The following is a 17,336-nucleotide window of genomic DNA, read 5'->3' on the forward strand; positions in this document are numbered from 1 at the left end:
TAATGATTGACGCGAGAGAATCCCCGCGAAAAAGGGGAAGCGTGTTTTGAGGAGAGCAAAATGACCCGGACCCCCCCCAACCGGACCGAATCCCGCGGCCTGCCCCGTGCAAGGCTGCTGGCCGTATTGCCGCTGGCCGGGATGCTGACCGGGGTGCTGGCCGCCTGCCAGGGCCCGCTGGACTATGACCTGCGCGGCCAGCTGGGCGCCTTTAACACCGCCGGCGCGGCCCAGACCGCAACAGCGCACCGGCCCTCGCCGGATGCCCGCGGGCTGATCTCCTACCCCTCTTATCAGGTGGCGGTGGCGCAGCGCGGCGATACGGTTTCGGACGTCGCTGCCCGCATCGGCCTGCCGCCCGCAGAAGTTGCCCGGTTCAACGGTATGGAAACCGGCGACAAGATGCGCCAGGGCGAGGTGCTGGCGCTGCCGCGCCGCGCGCCGGACAGCCTGCCTGGCAGCGCCGCCGCGGGGGCCGTCGATATTGCAACGCTGGCGGGCCAGGCTATCGAGACCGCGCCGCTGACCTCGCCCAACCCCGGTTCCGTCACCCCTACCGCGATTCAGCCGGTGCCGAAGCCGCAGCCGCCCAAGGTGCAGGCCGGCCCCGAGCCGGTGCGCCACAAGGTGAAGCGCGGCGAGACCGCCTATACCATCTCGCGGCTTTACCAGGTGCCGGTGAAATCGCTGGCGGAATGGAACGGCCTGGGCAGCGATTTTGCGGTGCGCGAAGGCCAGTTCCTGCTGATCCCCCTGAAAGAGAAAGCCGCGCCCCGGCCGGCCCCGGCCGCCGCGGCAGTCACCGAACCGGGGGCCGGCTCGGTGACGCCGGTGCCGCCAAGCGCCAGCCAGCCGCTGCCGGAAGAAAAGGTCGAGCCTGCCGCCGTTGCCCCCGCGGCGGAAACCCTGCCCAAGCCGGAACTGCCCGAACCCACCCGCGCCAGCAGCGCTGCCATGGCCTATCCGGTGCAGGGCAAGATCGTCAAAACCTACGCCAAGGGACGCAATGACGGCATCGACATCGCCGCCGCCGCCGGTGCGCCGGTCAATGCAGCCGAGGCCGGCACCGTGGCGGCGATCACCAAGGATTCCAACAACGTGCCGATCGTGGTGATCCGCCACAGCCAGAAGCTGCTGACCGTCTATCAGAACGTCGGCAATATCACCGTGAAGAAGGGCGAAAGCGTGGTGCGCGGCCAGCGTATTGCCTCGCTGCGCGGCGGCGACGACGCCTATGTCCATTTCGAAGTGCGCGACGGGTTCGAAAGCATCGACCCGCTGAGCTACCTGAACTGACGGCAGTAAGGCCTGTTATTTATGAAAAGCCCGGCCTTATGGCCGGGCTTTTCTTATTCCGGGGCGTTGCGGCCTATCGCAAGGCCACCCCGTGCCGCCCGGCGAGGTCAGTGAAGAACTGCCAGGCCACCCGGCCCGAGCGGGCGCCGCGGGTGGCCTGCCATTCGATCGCCTCGGCCCGCAGCGTCTCCGCATCCGGTTTGACCCCATAGGCCGCGCAATAGCCCGCGATCATCGCCAGGTATTCGTCCTGATCACAGGGGTGGAACCCCAGCCACAGGCCGAACCGGTCCGACAGCGAGACCTTCTCCTCCACCGCTTCCGACGGGTTGATGGCGCTGGAGCGCTCATTCTCGATCATGTCGCGCGGCATCAGATGGCGCCGGTTCGAGGTGGCGTAGAACACCACATTTTCGGGCCGCCCCTCGATCCCGCCGTCCAGCACCGCCTTGAGGCTTTTGTAATGCTGGTCGTCATGGCTGAACGACAGATCATCGCAGAACAGGATGAACCGGTGCCCGGAGCCGCGCAGGTGGTTCAGCAGCCGCGCCACCGAGGGCAGATCCTCGCGCTGGAGTTCCACCAGCTTCAGCTCCGGGTGATCCGCCGCCAGCGCGCCATGCACGGCTTTGACAAGGCTGGATTTCCCCATCCCCCGCGCGCCCCACAGAAGCGCGTTGTTGGCGGCGAAGCCCTGGGCAAACCGGCGGGTGTTCTCCAGCAGCGTATCGCGGGAACGGTTGATGCCGACCAGCAGGTCCAGATCGACCCGGTTGACCGCCCCGACCGGCTCCAGCCGCTCCGGCCCCACATGCCAGACAAAGGCGCTGGCCGCGTTGAAATCAGGGGTTTCCAGCGGGGCCGGAGACATCCGCTCCAGCGCCTCGGCAATGCGGGTCAATGCGATCTGGTCCATGAGGTGCCTCCGTCCGTCAGTTACCGGATTTCAAAGCATGTTCCGGCAGGGGCGGCAAGAGGGGCCAAGAAATAGCCGAGCTTGAAACCACTCTGCTCCGGCAAGTTATGAATGTCTCATCAGCGGACAGAGCCGCCACTGACTGCCCAGTCTTGAAGGTCTGCATTGTGGGCTTTGCTCGGCACCCGGATGCCCTGATGACGGGACTGAATACCTAAGGGCAGGACGACGGCCTCTGGGGAAAGCAAATAGACACGGTGTACATTTTATTGTTTGCAATATCCCAGTATTTTTTTGGACCTATCCAAACTGACACTCAAGCTTCGAAGGCGCGCGCAACAAAACGTGGCCGCGGCCGAGCTCTGCTATGCCTTGGCGCTCAAATTGCTTCAAGAGCCGGTTGACCCATTGGCGGGACAGGCCGGTTTCGGTCGCGAGCTGTGCCTGAGTTACGTAGACTTTCTGGCCAGCGGGCTGCCCGTCTTCCAATCTTGCCAGGAGCGAAGCGGCAAGCCGTTTTGAGCCGCAATCGGAATGACTTGGCGAACACATCACTTCCGCAGTTTGGCACTGCAATATTTGCATGAAATTTGCTGCAAACTGGGCCGAGATGGAAAAGGCACTCATAAGCCGGAGCGGCGTGAAGAAATAGATACTCGATGCTTCGATAATCCAATGTGCTTCAGAACTTGTGTATGTCTCTGACAAATTGATAATAGCCGGCGCAACCTTTGCAATAATATCGTGACCGTCGTCCACGTCGTCAGAAATCGGGCGGAGACCCACGCGACCACTCAGGAAAACCGCCGTTTGTTCATCTTGTTGGCTGTAGGCCTCGAGCCACGCATTGGATGTTGTGTTTACGTGGCGGCCAAGCTCCAGAATTTCGGTCCAGTTTTGCCAAGGCAAATTCTGACACAGGACCCCTTCCTGATTTACACGGGTCATGTGGGCTTTCCCAACTGCGCGGCGACCCAATCAAAGGTCTTTTTGGCACCGCCAAAAGGAAAAAAGTGCAATTTCACCGGTACCCGGTCGTTCAGGACAAGCGCCTGCGAAAGCTCGTCGATCAGTTCTGCCGGTTGAAAGCCTTTTAACAAACCGACCATTGCACCGGATCTTTTACGAAGCGCCGAAAGGGATGGCCCCACGCCGCATAGCACCGAGTATTTGATCCGCGCAGGGATCGAGGTCACCCCCGTGATCCCGATGTTTATTGGCGTAACAATTCCCCTCGCGCGCAGCATATTTATCCAACTGGCATAAGAACCTGCATCAAAGCCGAACTGGGTGGTGATGAAAGCTTGTATGCCCCGGGCTGCCAAGAATTCCAGCTTGTTTTCCAAAGCTTCTACAAGTTGCGCGCCGCCAATCCGGGGGTGCCCTTCGGGGGGGCCGCTGATTGGAATGTGACTAGACCCCAGGTCAGAAATCGAGGGGACTGCCAGCACAGGCATCGCGTCATTGTAGGGGCCCAGACTGCCATCGCGATCCCCTGCCAGAACCAACAACCGGCAGGCTCCACCAGAGCGCGCGGCAGTCAGATGCTCGCGCAGTTGGCTCTCGTTTTGCAAGTGGCGTGCGCCCACATACGGCACTGGCTGATACCCCAAATCAACGAGTGTCTTACAGGCGCCCTCCAGGCCCGCCATGTCCTTGTTCGACAAATGGGGAAGATAAACCTCTGACCCGGGAACAAAACCATCGGCAGGCGGGCAAAAAGATTGTGCCTTGGATGCCGGTATTTCGAGAGAGTACCCCGACAGCAATTGGTCCCTGACAAAGTGGAAATTGATTGGTTCGCGGGATGTCTGGGGCAACGGCTTCCCTCCGGCCTAACAATCTAACAATGATGTTAGATTAAGCCTTTCTCGGCTTCAGTCAAGAAATTTGACCTTGCCCCGATCATGCTGTGTCAACGCGTTGACACAGCAACCAAGGAAACTCGGTTAGCGTGAAGCGTTAACTTTCATCAAGGGAGGAAATCTGATGACAAAGCGCCGTAAAACAAGGCTCAAGCACTTGGCCGAGAAGGTCGCAAAAGGAGAGCGCATTGTCGGCATGGAATGTCACGACACCCCCAGTGCGATCATAGCCGAAGAGCTTGGAATGGATTTACTGTGTTGTGGAAGTCCCGGTCCGATGGGGCTGATGGGCCATAAATCTATGGCGACCGTAGATTTTGAAGAGCAGCTCTATATGCTGGAGGGCGTTCTGCGTGGAGCGTCCTCGCCCTTTATCATCTGCAACATGCCCAACACCACAGCGAGTATTTCCATCGAGGAATCGGTGCGTAACGCGGCGCGGGTGGTCAAGCTGGGTGCGGATGGTGTGCATATTGAACCCTCAATGGGCACGATCGAACATATGCGTGCCATCGTTGCGGCAGGGGTTCCGATTGTGGGCCATTTCGGCGTTCAAGGCGAACGCGCGGTGATGAACTCCGGCCATGCGCCAGCGGGGCGCACAGCAGAAGACGCCGCGAAGATTGTTGAACTGGTGCGCGCTTCAATTGACGCGGGGATTTTCGCAGCTTTGTTCGAGCATACTTCGGTCGAACTGACGAAATGGTGCTACGAGAACCTGCCGGTTGCTGTCGCAAGCCTTGGGTCTGGTCCGCACGCGCACGGCATCTTTCATGTATCGAGCGATATCATCGGCTGTTCGGTCTTCCCAATCCCGCCCAAGCGCGAAGTCTTTGGTGACGTCATGGGTGAGATGCGCAAGGCCTATACAGAATATTTCAACCGCGCCACGGGCGGCCAGTTCCCAAACCCGGAATTATCTCACAATATGCATGACGGCGAGATGGAGAAATTTACCAAACTCATGAACTGATGCCGAGGGCAGAGCCGATGAAACCAGACCAGTTCTTGTCTTGGCTATCGGCTCTGCCTTTATGCAAGGGCACGAGCGTTGAGTGTGGGGCCGGTAACGCTGAGATCGCCCAATTTCTGGCAAACCGATACGCGACATCCTGCGCCGTCGATATCAATCCAATTCCGCTTCCTCCAGATACATTGGTCAAAGCGATATGTGCGGATGCAGGAGTTTTGCCGTTTGAGGACTCGTCAGTAGATTTGGTCCTGTCGATGCAGGCGCTGCATCATTTCGACGTCGCCAAACATCTGGCCGAGGCGCGTCGCATACTTCGTCCAGACGGTGTCTTTGCCGCCCTGTGCTGGGGTGAGATTTCGTTGCCCGGTGATGTCCGACACGCCTACACCCCAATCTTTGACGCAATCGCCCCGTTCTGGGAGCCGCAGCGCGCCTTTGTGCTGTCCGGGTACAAAGGCCTCGAATTTGCGGGGGTTTCAGTCACGCGCCCCCGGGCGGAAATGCGGAGAAAATGCAATCTGGACGGACTGGAAGAGGTCATGGCCACCTGGTCCGCGGTACAAGGTGCGATCACTGCGGGAATTGATTTGCCTGACCCTGATCTGTCCGTGCTGCGCAAGGACGAAAACGCAAAGTTTGATATCAGGTGGCCACTGCTCGGCCCGGTATTCCGGGTACCAACCTAAGTCGACTGCCAGATCATCTGCGCCATGTCCGTGCGGTCCGGGCTGGTCTGCATCGGACACTCGGGACAGGTCTGCGGCGTTGGCTTGTTCTTGCAGCCTTGGCACCCTTTTAGCAGCCGAACGGTGCGCCGAATTTCATTCTGCATCGCCAAAATGCCAGCCGCCTGATCACGCAAATCATCGGTCAGATGCTCCAATAACTCCATCATCGCGGCGCTGGATTGATCCCCGGTTTCATAATCGCGCCGTCGCGTCGCAATCGTCTTGATCATCTCGACAGAGATATTCAGCTCTCTCATCTTCATGGCAAGCCGCGCAATGGACAGCTCTGTTTCGCCATAATACCGCGTCCCGCCTTCTGAGCGACTGGGGGAAATAATACCCAGCTCTTCATAGCCACGCAGGGTACGCACGCTCAGCCCTGATGCCTTTGACAGGTCGCCGATCTTGTGCATTCTGTTGTCGTAGCCATGCGCCATGTTATCTACTCCAACACTTATTGTGCAAATTCATCGCACCCGCGCCAAAGCACTGACCGCACCATAGGTCGCAACGCAGTAGGGCACTGTATACGTCAGAAGGCATTTCAGCAGATTCACTGATCCCGAATGCACCCACTGGTCGCCCTGATTTATCAGGTTAAGCACGGTGCCAACCACAAGTGCCACAATCAAAGATCGTTTGACGATATCCGGACGAAAGGCGGTCCTATACATAGTATTCTGCATTCACCTTATCAATCTAACACCAATGTCAGATATCATGTTTGGTGCTAAGTTGCCAGCCTCCGTCCTGAGAAACTTTCGTAGTAGTTCGGCAGAGCCGATCAACCCTATTTGCATCAAGCAATACTGAGGAAAGCAGATCTTCGAAAAAGTTGCAGCATCGGTCAAAATGGGCTCAAAGCTGACTGGCAGCTCGTAACAGAAATCGTCAAAAAAAGCGCCATTCCAGACGCGCCTTTCTGTTTCAAACCGTCTCCGGCTGACTGGCCCTTGCCGGCCTCGGCCGCGAACCCGGCCATCATCGGGTCGCCGGGACGGGCGTCCATCTCGTCCTTGTCGTCATTATGGCGCCCACGCACAGCTGTTCGCTTGGCGGCCCCGCCTTGTTTCCGGGCAGGACGCTCAATCCGCAGCGAAGCAGTAGAAATAGCCGTTGCCGCCGGTGGCGCGCAGGTTGTCCGCGCTGCAGCCGCGGGAATTATGCGCCGCATTCCAGGAGGTGTTGCCGCCGCCGTGGCGGTCGTGGTGGCCGACCGTGGCCGCGCCCTCGCCGCTGGAGGTCCAGTTCGAACAGGTCTTGTCGCCCTCCTGCCAGGGGAAATAGGCGGTGCCGTCGGCCTGGGTGCCGGTCAGGATGTCATGCTCGTTCGGGCTGTCGCCGCGGCCCTTGATCCGGTTGCCGTTCTCATCAACCGCGGTGCGGGCATAGAGGTTGGGCATGATGTGCAGCTGGTCCAGATCCACCGCGATCAGCTCGCCATTGGCATTGTACCAGGGACCGGTGCCGATGCGCGCGCGGGCCGAGATGCCGCGCTTGCCCTCTTCCTGGGTGCTGAGATAGGCGCGCCAGGTCCGCCCGGTGGAGCCCGCCGCCTCTGCCAGGCTGGCGCAATGGGCATCGGCCCCTTCGAGACCGCCGAGGTTGCCGCCGTCGCCAAGCCCGGCGGAGGTGACAAAGAACCCCATCGGCGGGTCTTCGGCGGAAGATGCGGATGCAAGCGCGCAAACCGCCGCGCAGGACAATGCAGTCAGAACCTTTTTCATGGAAACCTCCCAACACTTAAATACTGGCGACAGCATGCTGCACGGCCTGGGACAAAGATACTTGGATGCCGGGATCTTCACGGAAGCGTGTTCGCTGGCCGGGGCGGGATCAGAAAACGAAAAAGGCGCGCCGTTGCCGGCGCGCCCCTCTGTTTCATGCCATCACCGGCCTACTTGTCCTTGCGGTCTTCAGCTTCGAATTCAGCCATCACCGGATCGTCGGGATGGGCATCCATCTCATCCTCATCATCATAGTAGCCATCGGCGCGCAGCTGCGCTTCGCGCTTTTTCTCGACGCGGCCGACCAGGAAAATCGAGATCTCGTAAAGGCCGTAAACCACCACAAACAGGATCACTTGCGTGATCACATCCGGCGGTGTCACCAGCGCTGCCAGCACCAGGATCGCCACCACCGCGTATTTGCGGACGGCACCCAGGCCCTCGGCGCTGACCAGCCCGGCCTTGCCCATCAGCGTCAGCAGCACCGGCAGCTGAAAGCACAGGCCGAAGGCGACAATGAACTTGATGGTCAGGTTGAGATATTCCTGCGCCGAACCCTGAAACACCACGCTGAGCCCCTGGTTCACTTCCTCGCCGGTGACAGCCTCGCCGCCGGCCCCGAACTGCTGGAAGCCCAGGAAAAAGTCATAGGCCAGCGGTGTCACCACATAAAAGGCAAAGCTGGCGCCCAGGATGAACATGAAAGGCGAGGCGACCATGAAGGGCAGAAATGCGCCCTTTTCATTCTTGTACAGCCCCGGCGCCACGAAGCGCCACATCTGGAACCCGATATAGGGGAACGCCAGCATAAAGCCGCCCAGGAAGGAGATCTTGATCGCGACAAAGAAGCCCTCCTGCGGGCTGATGAAGATCAGCGCGCAGTCCTGGCCGCTCTCGGCCAGGACCTGGCACAAAGGCGCGGTGAGGAAGTTGAACACCGGCGTCGCCACGGTGAAACAGATCACCATGCCGACGATAAAGGCCACGACCGAATGGATCAGCCGGCTGCGCAGCTCGGCCAGATGCTCGATCAGCGGCGCCGCCGAGTCGTCGATCTCATCCGGGTTGCTCATGATTTGGCCTCTTCTTCCGGTTTCGGCGCAGCAGGCTTCAGCGCCGCTTCGGCTTCTTCGGCCTTGGCCAGCGCCTCCTCGGCCTCGCGGGCCTTGCGCTCGGCGGCGGCACGGGCGGTGGAGGCCTGGATTTTCTTGGCATCCTCGGCCCGCTCCGCGGCCAGCTTGCCGGTCTCGCTGCTGGGGTCGAATTTGGCCGGGTCGATCGACTTGGCCATATCCTGCGCGGCCTGTTTCACCCCGTCCATGGCAGTGCCCATCGGGTTGCTGGCAGCCTTCAGGCCCTTGGCCATATCATTGACCCCGGCCTCATCCGCCGCATCATGCATTGCCCGGCTGAATTCGCGCGCCATCCCCCTGGCCTTGCCCACGAACCGTCCCACATTGCGGAACAGCACCGGCAGGTCCTTGGGGCCGACGACGATCAGCGCGACCACGCCGATGACCAGCAGTTCGGTCCACCCAAGATCGAACATCCGCGCTTAGACCTTGTCTTTTTCAGCCGCGGCTTCGGCTTCGGGCGTGACGTCCTTGGCGTCGGCCGCCGCGTCGTCTTCCAGCTCCTTGGTGCCTTCGCTGATGCCCTTCTTGAACGAGGTGATGCCTTTGCCGACTTCGCCCATCAGCGAGGAAATCTTGCCGCGGCCAAACAGGACCAGGACCACAACAGCAATAAGCAGAATGCCGGGAAGGCCGATATTGTTGAGCATGAGAATGTCTCCTTCTGGTTCCGGCACGGATCAGCGCTGCCGGTGGAATGGTTCGCTACGGGTTTAGCGCGGGCAGCGCTTTGAGCGAAAGCAGCACCCGCAGCACAAATGCCCGTGAAGCGCAGATTTTGCAGTTTTTGCAGCTGCCGCACATTCAACTGACAGGTTTATGTCAGTTGTGAGGCGGTAAATCCAGCCCATCACAGCACAAAGGAGAAACGTGATGCGCAGACATGCGGCCGAAATTGTGACCTTCAAACTTGAAAAAGAGGTGAGTCCCGCGGATTTTGTCACTCTGATGCAACGCACCGAAGGCTTTGTGCGCGCCCAGGCGGGCTTTGTGCACCGGCAGCTGAGCCAGGGGGAGGATGGCAGCTGGACCGACTATGTGGTGTGGCAGGACATGGCCACGGCACAGAAGGCTGCCCAGGCATTCATGCAGCAGGATTACGCACCTGAAGTGATTGCGGCAATTGCCCCTGGCACAGCCCATATGCGGCATGAAGAGGTGCTCTGGGACATGACGCCCTGAACTGAACCCGGCCGCGCCCGGCACCTGTGCCGGGCGCGGCCCTTGACCTCGGACCCTGTCCCGCGCCAAGGGTTGGTCCCATGCGCCGCACCGACCGTCTTTTCGAAATCATCCAGATCCTGCGCGACGGGAAGCTGCACCGTGCCCGGGACATTGCCGAACGGCTGGAGGTCTCGACCCGCACCATCTACCGCGATATGGACACGCTTGCGGCCTCCGGCGTGCCGGTCGAGGGCGAACGCGGCGTCGGCTACATGGTGCGCGAGCAGATCAGCCTGCCGCCGCTCACCCTGACGCCGGAGGAACTGGAGGCGCTGAACCTTGGCATGGCCATCGTCGCCGAAGCCGCCGACCCGGATCTGAAATCCGCCGCGCAATCCCTGGCGGCCAAGATTGACGCGGTGCTGCCGGAACAGACCATAGCCGAAGCCGACGCCTGGAAATTCGCGGTCTACCCGTTTTCGGACGCTGCACGCGCCCTGGCCCATATGCCAACCTTGCGCGCAGCGATCAAAGCGCGGCAGAAACTGCAGCTGGCCTACCGCCGCATCGACGGCACCCTGACGCAGCGCCGGATCCGCCCCCTGCACATGGAATACTGGGGCCGGGTCTGGACGCTGACCGCCTGGTGCGAAACCCGCGAAGCCTTTCGCGTGTTCCGCGCCGATCTGATCGAAGAGGCCGCCGCCCTGCCCGAACTGTTCGTCGACGAGCCCGGCAAGCGCTTGCAGGACTATCAGCCCGGCAAGGACCAGGCCTGACTGCCAGCCTCTTGTCCGGCGGCGCAGGTTTGCGGAACGCGATGCCCCTGCCCGGCGTTGGTTGTCTGACCATCCAAGGAGACCGCCCCCATGTCAGACCTCCCCCTGCCGCCCGCCCTGCACAGCGCGCCGACACTGGTGCGCCTGCTGGCCGCCTGTGCCATACTCGGCTGCCTGCTGGCGGCCGGCTCCGTGGTGATTGCCGACATCGTGGTGCCGGATCATGACTGGGTGTCGGACACGATCAGCGACCTCGGCGCGGGGCGGTATGAATTCATCGTCGATTCCGGGCTTTACGCCTTTTCGGCCGCGCTGGTCTGTATCGCCATCCTGGCCGCCCATATTCATCTCGGCGGGCGCGGCTGGAGCTTTGGCATCGTGGCCTTCGCCCTGATGGGGCTGATCGTGTTTCTGGTGGGGGCCCGCAACGAGTATGGCGACAGCGACAGTGAGGGCGTGGTGATCCACGTCTATCTTGTCTACGCGCTGGGAGTCCTGATGGCGGCTGCTCCCTTTGCCATGGCGGGGGCTGCGGGGCAGATGGGCCGGAGGTACGCCTGGGCGCTGCGGGGCATCGCGGTGCTGTGGACCCTGACGGCACCGGTGTTCTTTTTCCTGCCTACGGGGATCGACGGTGTTTATGAGCGCGGGCTCGGGCTGCTCGCCATCGCTTGCGTCTGTGTCCTGGCGCATCTCTTCCGGCGCTATGGCCGCGCACTGAGCTAGCCACTGCCCCGCCCGGGAGGACCGGTCTTCGCAAGACCCGCAGGCGCGGCGTCAGCCCGGCTGCTGGCCCGCCGCAGCGGCGGCTCCGGCCGGGAACACAAAGCAGCGGTTGCGGCGCACTGTCAGCCACATCACCCGGCCCTTTTCCGGCAAAAACACATTGGGCACCGTGGCTTTCAGGATCGAGCCATCAAACTCCATCCGGAACTCGATCAGGCTCTCGCTGCCGAGGAACCGCGCGCGTTCGACCACCGCGCGGGCCGGCACGCCGTCGCTGGGGGTCGGCAGCGGCCCCTTGCCCGCCCGGTCGAAATCAATACGCAGATGCTGCGGGCGGAAGACGATCTCGACCTCGGTTCCATCCGGCACGCCGGGGGCCAGAAACTGTCCGAATGCGGTTTCGGCCAGGGCTCCGCGCACCTCGGCGCCCAGCACGTTCACATCGCTGAAGAACGCCACGGCTGCCTTGTCCACCGGGTGGGTATAGACGTTGTAGGGCGCACCCTGCTGCACGATCCGGCCGCCGCGCATCAGGGCGATCTCGTCGGCCATGCGCATCGCCTCTTCCGGCTCATGGGTGACCAGCAGAACGGCGGTGTCCTCTTCTTTCAGCAGGCTCAGCGTTTCGTCCCGGATGCCGTCGCGCAGACGGTTGTCCAGCCCCGAGAACGGTTCATCCATCAGCATGATCCGCGGCCTGGGCGCAATCGCGCGGGCCAGCGCCACCCGCTGCTGTTCGCCGCCCGACAGCTGGTGCGGGTAGCCGTCAATGAACCGCTTCAGCGAAACCCGGTTCAGCAGTTCCTCGACCCGGGCGCGTTTCTCGTCCTTGCCGCCCTTCAGGCCGAACCCGACGTTATCGGCGACGCTCAGGTGCGGAAACAGGGCGAAATCCTGGAACATCAGCCCGATTTCGCGGCGCTCCGGCGGCACCCGGAACACGGTGTCGCAGATCAGCTTGCCGTCGACATAGATCTCGCCGCTGTCCTGCATCTCCACCCCGGCGATCATCCGCAGCGTGGTGGATTTACCGCAGCCTGACGGCCCCAGCAGGCAGGTCACCTGCCCCGCCTGGATCTGCAGCGAGACGTCATCCACCACCGCGCGGCCTTCGATGCGACGCATGATATTGCGGATATCAAGACGGGGGACTGGAGTTTGGATCTGCAATTGCACCTGTCGCCTCTTGCGGTCCCCGACGCTTTTCGTCGGATTTTGCCGCAGCTGTATCAGCCCGCCTGCCCTGCTTCAACCCTGCGGCTGCCGCAGGCCACGGCGGCAAAGCCCGCCAGCAGCACCACGAGACAGATTTGCAGCAGCTGTTCGTATTTGTGCCCGTCATAAAGCAACGCCGCCACCGCAGGCAGGTCGCGCAGCATGTAGGCCGCCGCCCCCGCCATCGCCGTCACAAAGCTGGCCAGATAGGCCCAGACTGCCACCCGGCGGCCCGTCAGCGCCGCCGCCAGCACCGGGGTCAGGAACATCGATGCAGTGCCAGAGACCGCAACCGCATCGAACAGCGCCTGATTGCCCCAGAGGGTCAGTGCCCCGCCCGCCACCGCAAAGCCCAGCATCGCTAGCCGCCCGCCCCATAGCGTGCGCGGCGCCAGCCGCAGCTCTTCGACCACCAGCCGCGCGGCGCTGCTCAGCGCCGAATCCAGCGTCGACAGGGCTGACACCAGCAGCGACAGGATCAACAGCACAAACACCCAGCCCGGCAGCATCACGGCCCAGGTGCCCAGAAGCTGGCCTTCGTAGGCGGCGCCTTCCAAAGACGCCTGGATGCCGAAGAAGCCAAAGCCCAGTATGCACAACGCCGAAATCCAGAAGGCATGCAGGAAGCTTTTGCGGGTGGTGGCCGGATCGGCAAGAAAGCCTCGGTCCATCATCACCGGATCATGCACCGGATAGGAAAACACCTGCAGCGCGGCGACCGCCAGCAACACCCAGCCATTGTGCGCCCCCGAAGCCCCAGGCGCGGTCAGCACCGCGGCGATGTCAAAGCCCGGCCGCAGCAGCAACGCCACCAGCGCTGCGCCGAACACCAGCAGAAAGAACAGCATCTGGATCACATCGGTGCGCAATGCCGCCGACAGCCCGCCCCAGGCGGAATAGGCCAGCGCCAGCAGCCCCACCGCGACGATGGCCAGCGTTTCGATCCCCGCCACTCCTGGAAACGCGGCGCCAAAGATCAGCCCGACCACCAGCAGATTGGCAAAGACCTCGGACAAAAGCCGCAGCGCGATCACCAGGTTATAGGCCATGGTCCCTGCGGCGCCGAACCGCTGCAACAGCCAGTCCTGCACCGAGCCGGCGCCCTGTGCGCGCATCCGTCCGACGATATAGCCGCCGGTCAGAAAGGAGCCGTAATAGGCCGCATAGGCCAGCGTTCCCGCGATGCCGTAATAGAAACCGAGAATCGCGGCATTCATCAAAGAGCGTGCGAAGATCCATGTGGTCACCTGCGACAGCACCAGCGTCCAAAGCCCCGGCGCCTGCCCGCTGGCGGCCCGACCGCCAAAGAAACCGCCCACCGTCACCTTGCGCGGCGCGTAAAAGAGGCTGAGGGCAATGACGGCGGAAAACAGGGCGGTGATGGCGATGGCTTGCATGGCAGGTTCCCGTGATGTGACCGGCCCGGACTAGCAGCGGCGCCGGGGCGCTGCCAGATCGCCCACAGGAACGTGAAGCCGCGTCAGCAGCCGCGTTGCGCTATGCCGGCGGCAGCAGCTCAAACGCCGCCCCGGCCCGCACCTTGCCATTCACCATCAGCTCGATCCGGTGCGGCCCGGGCACCAGCTTGAAGGTGGTGGCGTCGCCTTTCAGCCTGTGCCTCTTGCCCAGCTCCAGCATGCCGCCGGTGATCCTGGCCTGCTTCAGCTTGAACACCTTGGCCGAGGTCTTGCCGCCCGGGCGCTGGAAATGCAGGATATAATCCACCAGAACCGGCGCGCCAGCCGCCCCTTCCAGCCGGCAGGAAAAGTCCAAGACCTCGCCGATGCGCACCGTATCCGGGGCAGCAATTAGCGCCTTCAATGTCAGCTCCGGATCGTATCCCAGCATCGCCACCGCCCGCGGATGCCCCGCCTTCACCAGCCCGCGCAGGGCATGGGCGGTCATCCAGTCCAGCTCCTTGCGGTGCTGCACCGCAGCTTCGCGCCAACTCTGCAACCGGTCCATCGCCAGTTCCGGGTCCTTTTTGGCGATATCGTTCAGATGGTTGGCAACCGAGCGGGTGACATAGCGGGCGGGATCGCTGTGCAAACGGTCCAACAGAGGCAGCGGATCCGCCAGCGGCAGGCCGACCGCGGCGCCCCAAGGCAGCCGCGGCCGCGTGCCCTCGCTCACCAGCCGCCGCACGTGATAGCTGGAGTGCCCGGCCCAGCCCTGCATCCGCAACAATACCTCAGCAGGCCAGCGGTTCAGAAAGGGGCGGATCGCCCATTCCATGGAAAACCGCTGTGTCAGCTCCTCGAGCAGGTCAAGCGACAGATCCGGGTGCGCCTCCACCCCCTGTGCGGCAACATATTCCCCCAGAGGGGCAAAGATGAAATCGCCAAAATCATCATCCGTTTTGCGCGGATCCAGCGGCGGCGGCAGCGCCCTCAGCAGTACCGGCGCGGCCTCCGGCAGCGCCTTGGGCAGATGGCCTGCCAGCACCTGCGCAATCAGCGTCATCCGCTGCTTCAGCTCCAGCGCCGGCAGTTCCGCCATCACTTGGCTTTCGAAAGCACTGGCATCAAACCCAGGCTCAGCCGCGGAAAAAAGGCCCGCCAGATAGCGGACCTTATCGCGGTTGAACAGCTGGTCCTTCAGGGAATACCCGCTGGCCATGCGGTGCGCCTCACATCGTGGTGTTGGTGGCACCGCCGTCCAGCAGGATGTTCTGCCCGACCATGAAGCCTGCGTGCTGCGAGCACATGAAGGCGCAGGTGGCGCCGAACTCAGCCCGGGTGCCGTAGCGGCCCGCCGGGATGGTTGCACAGCGCTGCGCCTTGGCTTCATCGGGCGTGATCCCCTGCGCCTTGGCGGCGCCATCGTCCAGCGATACGGCCCGGTCGGTGGCATGGATGCCGGGCTGCAGGTTGTTGATGATGACGCCCTTGCCTGCCACCTGCCGCGCGGTGCCCGCGACATAGCCTGTGAGGCCCGCCCGCGCCGCATTCGACAGGCCCAGCACCGGGATCGGCGACTTGACCGACACAGAGGTGATATTGACCACCCGGCCCCAGCCGCGGTCCATCATGCCGGGCACCAGTGCCTTGATCAGCGCAATCGGCGACAGCATGTTGGCATCCAGCGCCTTGATAAAGTCCTCGCGATCCCAGTCGGTCCACATGCCCGGCGGCGGACCGCCCGCATTGGTGACCAGGATATCGACGCCTTCGGCAGCCTCCAGCACCTTCTGCTGGCCATCTTCGGTGGTCACATCGGCCGCGACAGTCACCACATCCACGCCGTACTGGTCGCGGATCGCCTGCGCCGAGGCCTCCAGCGCATCGGCGCCGCGGGCGTTCATCACCAGGTTCACACCGGCCTCCGCCAGCGCCTCGGCGCAGCCCAGTCCCAGCCCCTTGCTGCTGGCGCAAACCAGCGCGCGCTTGCCCGAAATACCCAGATCCATCGTCGTTCTCCCTCGGGATTCTTGTCCGTTTCGCGGAGCTTGCACCGCCTGCGTCCGGATGGCCAGCCCCGCGGCCGGCCCCGCCGCACACAGCCGGCAGCGTGATACTGCCGGGAAATCCGCCTCTTCCCACCGCCTTTTTGCCACATTCTCACGGCAAATCTATTTGACGGCCCGGTCTGCGGGCCCGCATATGAAAGCGAATACCGGCCGCATATGGGACAGAATTTGACCGCCAGCCTTTCCTCCGTCCAGGCCTACCCGGCCGAGCGTTTCCGCGTCGAATACGGTGCCAACATGGGCGACCCTATGGGGCTGCTCGAGGACCTGGTGCTGGACGACATCTACCTGCTGAACAGCCCGGTGCCGCCGCAGCGGCTGGGCATCGCCGCCCACCACGATGGCAGTTTCCGCATCGCCGGCGACACCGCCCTGGGCACCCCGGGCGCGGTGCTGCATCTGGACTGCCTGCTGACGCTGATGCCCGACAGCGGCCCCAATACCGAGATCCTGGTGATGGTCGAAGTGGACGGTGACGGGCTGATTGCCGGAATCTTTCTGGTGCCGCTGGCCCCCTTGCAGGCGCATATGCCCTATACGCTGGTCAAGGCCGGGCGCAAGTCGGCCCGGCGCAAGCTGGCACAGTCCGCCTGCGTCTCGTTCACCCGCGGCACCCGCATCACGCTGGCCACCGGCGCGCAGCGCCTGATCGAGGACATGCGCGCAGGCGACCGTGTGCTGACCCGGGACGACGGTATTCAGGAGGTGCGCTGGATTGGCCAGTCCACCCTGCGCGCGGTTGGGGATCTGGCCCCGATCCTGATCCGCCAGGGCGCCTTGAACAACGCCAATGACCTGATCGTCAGCCCCGCCCACCGGCTGATGGTCTATCAGCGCAGCGACGAAATCGGCGCCGGCGCGCCAGAGATCCTGGTCCGCGCCCGCGATCTGGTGAACGGCGACACCGTTGTGGTGCTGGACGGCGGCTTTGCCGACTATTTCCAGATTCTGTTCGACCGCCACCACATCATCTATGCCGAGGGCATCGCGGCGGAGAGCACCTTCCTCGACCCTGTGACAAGCCCGGCGCTGCCGGACGATTTCTGGACCCTGCGGCCCGGACACCAGCATGGCACCCTGCCCGCGCAGCACATGCGCGGCGCCCACGGCCTGGACGTCAGCCGGTCGCTGCTGGACCGGCCGGATGCGGTGGGGCTGCTGAAGCGGGCGTCGCTGCGGTAGTCTGTTTACCGTAAAGCGTGATGGGGGTTCCAGCGCAAAGCAGCCGTTGGGCCTAAGCGCTGAGAAAGCCCGATCTGAGCCCAAATCAGACCGTGATGCCACCGGACAGCGTATGTCTGCTCATGGCGCCAGCACGGCTATCCTCGTCAATACGCCCGGCTCA

General features: G+C 62.8%; 20 protein-coding genes. 7 read left to right on the forward strand and 13 right to left on the reverse strand.

Annotation, left to right across the window (positions count from 1 at the left end; translation table 11 throughout):
* The first annotated feature begins 60 nt into the window (after positions 1 to 60).
* Positions 61 to 1,296, forward strand: coding sequence for a peptidoglycan DD-metalloendopeptidase family protein (locus METH_RS11350; protein WP_024090614.1), 1,236 nt, complete (start codon positions 61 to 63; stop codon positions 1,294 to 1,296).
* A 73-nt stretch (positions 1,297 to 1,369) separates the two neighbouring features.
* Here METH_RS11350 and METH_RS11355 read toward each other — a convergent pair whose 3' ends face one another.
* From METH_RS11355 to METH_RS11365, 3 genes are all read right to left on the reverse strand, one after another.
* A complete protein-coding gene (locus METH_RS11355; RefSeq protein ID WP_024090615.1) occupies positions 1,370 to 2,212 on the reverse strand; it encodes an ATP-binding protein in 843 nt (280 codons plus the stop codon).
* A gap of 300 nt (positions 2,213 to 2,512) precedes the next feature.
* Positions 2,513 to 3,160, reverse strand: coding sequence for a Crp/Fnr family transcriptional regulator (locus METH_RS11360; RefSeq protein WP_024090616.1), 648 nt, complete (start codon positions 3,158 to 3,160; stop codon positions 2,513 to 2,515).
* On the reverse strand, positions 3,157 to 4,032 hold the full coding sequence (locus tag METH_RS11365) for a methylenetetrahydrofolate reductase (RefSeq protein ID WP_156927480.1): 876 nt from the start codon (positions 4,030 to 4,032) through the stop codon (positions 3,157 to 3,159). The genes METH_RS11360 and METH_RS11365 overlap by 4 nt, the downstream gene beginning before the upstream one ends.
* A 169-nt stretch (positions 4,033 to 4,201) precedes the next feature.
* On the opposite strand from METH_RS11365, the gene METH_RS11370 reads away from it, so the two are divergent.
* A complete protein-coding gene (locus METH_RS11370; protein ID WP_044008406.1) occupies positions 4,202 to 5,050 on the forward strand; it encodes a 3-methyl-2-oxobutanoate hydroxymethyltransferase in 849 nt (282 codons plus the stop codon).
* A 17-nt stretch (positions 5,051 to 5,067) separates the two neighbouring features.
* Complete coding sequence (locus METH_RS22695; protein WP_169731244.1) at positions 5,068 to 5,736, forward strand: class I SAM-dependent methyltransferase; 669 nt, start codon at positions 5,068 to 5,070, stop codon at positions 5,734 to 5,736.
* On the opposite strand, the gene METH_RS11380 is transcribed toward METH_RS22695, so the two are convergent.
* From METH_RS11380 to METH_RS11400, 6 genes are all read right to left on the reverse strand, one after another.
* Positions 5,733 to 6,215: a MerR family transcriptional regulator gene (locus tag METH_RS11380; RefSeq protein WP_024090620.1), complete on the reverse strand. Its 483-nt coding sequence runs from the start codon at positions 6,213 to 6,215 to the stop codon at positions 5,733 to 5,735. The two genes, METH_RS22695 and METH_RS11380, sit on opposite strands and share 4 nt — an antisense overlap.
* 30 nt (positions 6,216 to 6,245) lie before the next feature.
* Entirely contained in the window at positions 6,246 to 6,464 is a 219-nt protein-coding gene (gene nrtS / locus METH_RS25380; RefSeq protein WP_084013784.1) for a nitrate/nitrite transporter NrtS, read from the reverse strand.
* Between the two features lie 399 nt (positions 6,465 to 6,863).
* A complete protein-coding gene (locus METH_RS11385) occupies positions 6,864 to 7,505 on the reverse strand; it encodes a hypothetical protein (RefSeq protein WP_024090622.1) in 642 nt (213 codons plus the stop codon).
* Positions 7,506 to 7,675: 170 nt separating this feature from the next.
* Positions 7,676 to 8,578, reverse strand: coding sequence for a twin-arginine translocase subunit TatC (tatC, locus tag METH_RS11390; protein ID WP_024090623.1), 903 nt, complete (start codon positions 8,576 to 8,578; stop codon positions 7,676 to 7,678).
* A complete protein-coding gene (gene tatB, locus METH_RS11395) occupies positions 8,575 to 9,054 on the reverse strand; it encodes a Sec-independent protein translocase protein TatB (RefSeq protein WP_024090624.1) in 480 nt (159 codons plus the stop codon). The genes tatC and tatB overlap by 4 nt, the downstream gene beginning before the upstream one ends.
* Before the next feature lie 6 nt (positions 9,055 to 9,060).
* On the reverse strand, positions 9,061 to 9,288 hold the full coding sequence (locus tag METH_RS11400) for a twin-arginine translocase TatA/TatE family subunit (RefSeq protein ID WP_024090625.1): 228 nt from the start codon (positions 9,286 to 9,288) through the stop codon (positions 9,061 to 9,063).
* 223 nt (positions 9,289 to 9,511) lie between these two features.
* Here METH_RS11400 and METH_RS11405 point away from each other — a divergent pair, with 223 nt between their 5' ends.
* The 3 genes from METH_RS11405 to METH_RS11415 all read left to right on the forward strand — a co-directional run bounded on the left by METH_RS11405 (position 9,512) and on the right by METH_RS11415 (position 11,307).
* On the forward strand, positions 9,512 to 9,820 hold the full coding sequence (locus METH_RS11405) for a hypothetical protein (RefSeq protein WP_024090626.1): 309 nt from the start codon (positions 9,512 to 9,514) through the stop codon (positions 9,818 to 9,820).
* Between the two features lie 80 nt (positions 9,821 to 9,900).
* Positions 9,901 to 10,581, forward strand: a complete 681-nt coding sequence (locus METH_RS11410; RefSeq protein ID WP_024090627.1) for a helix-turn-helix transcriptional regulator — start codon at positions 9,901 to 9,903, stop codon at positions 10,579 to 10,581.
* Between the two features lie 90 nt (positions 10,582 to 10,671).
* A complete protein-coding gene (locus tag METH_RS11415) occupies positions 10,672 to 11,307 on the forward strand; it encodes a DUF998 domain-containing protein (RefSeq protein ID WP_024090628.1) in 636 nt (211 codons plus the stop codon).
* 51 nt (positions 11,308 to 11,358) lie between these two features.
* On the opposite strand, the gene METH_RS11420 is transcribed toward METH_RS11415, so the two are convergent.
* From METH_RS11420 to METH_RS11435, 4 genes are all read right to left on the reverse strand, one after another.
* Positions 11,359 to 12,432 (reverse strand): ABC transporter ATP-binding protein, encoded by a 1,074-nt coding sequence (locus METH_RS11420; protein ID WP_245602881.1) that lies wholly within the window; start codon positions 12,430 to 12,432, stop codon positions 11,359 to 11,361.
* A 104-nt stretch (positions 12,433 to 12,536) separates the two neighbouring features.
* Positions 12,537 to 13,919, reverse strand: coding sequence for an SLC5/6 family protein (locus METH_RS11425; RefSeq protein ID WP_024090630.1), 1,383 nt, complete (start codon positions 13,917 to 13,919; stop codon positions 12,537 to 12,539).
* A 100-nt stretch (positions 13,920 to 14,019) separates the two neighbouring features.
* Positions 14,020 to 15,141: a hypothetical protein gene (locus METH_RS11430; RefSeq protein ID WP_024090631.1), complete on the reverse strand. Its 1,122-nt coding sequence runs from the start codon at positions 15,139 to 15,141 to the stop codon at positions 14,020 to 14,022.
* A 10-nt stretch (positions 15,142 to 15,151) separates the two neighbouring features.
* Positions 15,152 to 15,931, reverse strand: coding sequence for an SDR family oxidoreductase (locus METH_RS11435; protein WP_024090632.1), 780 nt, complete (start codon positions 15,929 to 15,931; stop codon positions 15,152 to 15,154).
* Positions 15,932 to 16,147: 216 nt separating this feature from the next.
* Here METH_RS11435 and METH_RS11440 point away from each other — a divergent pair, with 216 nt between their 5' ends.
* Positions 16,148 to 17,173, forward strand: coding sequence for a Hint domain-containing protein (locus METH_RS11440; RefSeq protein ID WP_024090633.1), 1,026 nt, complete (start codon positions 16,148 to 16,150; stop codon positions 17,171 to 17,173).
* The last annotated feature ends 163 nt before the right edge of the window (positions 17,174 to 17,336 follow it).

It is taken from the genome of Leisingera methylohalidivorans DSM 14336, from assembly GCF_000511355.1.
Lineage (GTDB): Bacteria > Pseudomonadota > Alphaproteobacteria > Rhodobacterales > Rhodobacteraceae > Leisingera > Leisingera methylohalidivorans.

Coding starts and splice junctions, on each gene's coding strand:
- METH_RS11425 (WP_024090630.1), bottom strand. CDS start 13,919: ATGCAAGCCATCGCCATCACCGCCCTGTTTTCCGCCGTCATTGCCCTC.
- METH_RS11400 (WP_024090625.1), bottom strand. CDS start 9,288: ATGCTCAACAATATCGGCCTTCCCGGCATTCTGCTTATTGCTGTTGTG.
- METH_RS11380 (WP_024090620.1), bottom strand. CDS start 6,215: ATGGCGCATGGCTACGACAACAGAATGCACAAGATCGGCGACCTGTCA.
- tatB (WP_024090624.1), bottom strand. CDS start 9,054: ATGTTCGATCTTGGGTGGACCGAACTGCTGGTCATCGGCGTGGTCGCG.
- METH_RS11430 (WP_024090631.1), bottom strand. CDS start 15,141: ATGGCCAGCGGGTATTCCCTGAAGGACCAGCTGTTCAACCGCGATAAG.
- METH_RS11385 (WP_024090622.1), bottom strand. CDS start 7,505: ATGAAAAAGGTTCTGACTGCATTGTCCTGCGCGGCGGTTTGCGCGCTT.
- METH_RS11415 (WP_024090628.1), top strand. CDS start 10,672: ATGTCAGACCTCCCCCTGCCGCCCGCCCTGCACAGCGCGCCGACACTG.
- tatC (WP_024090623.1), bottom strand. CDS start 8,578: ATGAGCAACCCGGATGAGATCGACGACTCGGCGGCGCCGCTGATCGAG.
- METH_RS11410 (WP_024090627.1), top strand. CDS start 9,901: ATGCGCCGCACCGACCGTCTTTTCGAAATCATCCAGATCCTGCGCGAC.
- METH_RS11355 (WP_024090615.1), bottom strand. CDS start 2,212: ATGGACCAGATCGCATTGACCCGCATTGCCGAGGCGCTGGAGCGGATG.
- METH_RS11360 (WP_024090616.1), bottom strand. CDS start 3,160: ATGACCCGTGTAAATCAGGAAGGGGTCCTGTGTCAGAATTTGCCTTGG.
- METH_RS11350 (WP_024090614.1), top strand. CDS start 61: ATGACCCGGACCCCCCCCAACCGGACCGAATCCCGCGGCCTGCCCCGT.
- nrtS (WP_084013784.1), bottom strand. CDS start 6,464: ATGCAGAATACTATGTATAGGACCGCCTTTCGTCCGGATATCGTCAAA.
- METH_RS11435 (WP_024090632.1), bottom strand. CDS start 15,931: ATGGATCTGGGTATTTCGGGCAAGCGCGCGCTGGTTTGCGCCAGCAGC.
- METH_RS11440 (WP_024090633.1), top strand. CDS start 16,148: ATGGGACAGAATTTGACCGCCAGCCTTTCCTCCGTCCAGGCCTACCCG.
- METH_RS11370 (WP_044008406.1), top strand. CDS start 4,202: ATGACAAAGCGCCGTAAAACAAGGCTCAAGCACTTGGCCGAGAAGGTC.
- METH_RS22695 (WP_169731244.1), top strand. CDS start 5,068: ATGAAACCAGACCAGTTCTTGTCTTGGCTATCGGCTCTGCCTTTATGC.
- METH_RS11420 (WP_245602881.1), bottom strand. CDS start 12,432: ATGCGTCGCATCGAAGGCCGCGCGGTGGTGGATGACGTCTCGCTGCAG.
- METH_RS11405 (WP_024090626.1), top strand. CDS start 9,512: ATGCGCAGACATGCGGCCGAAATTGTGACCTTCAAACTTGAAAAAGAG.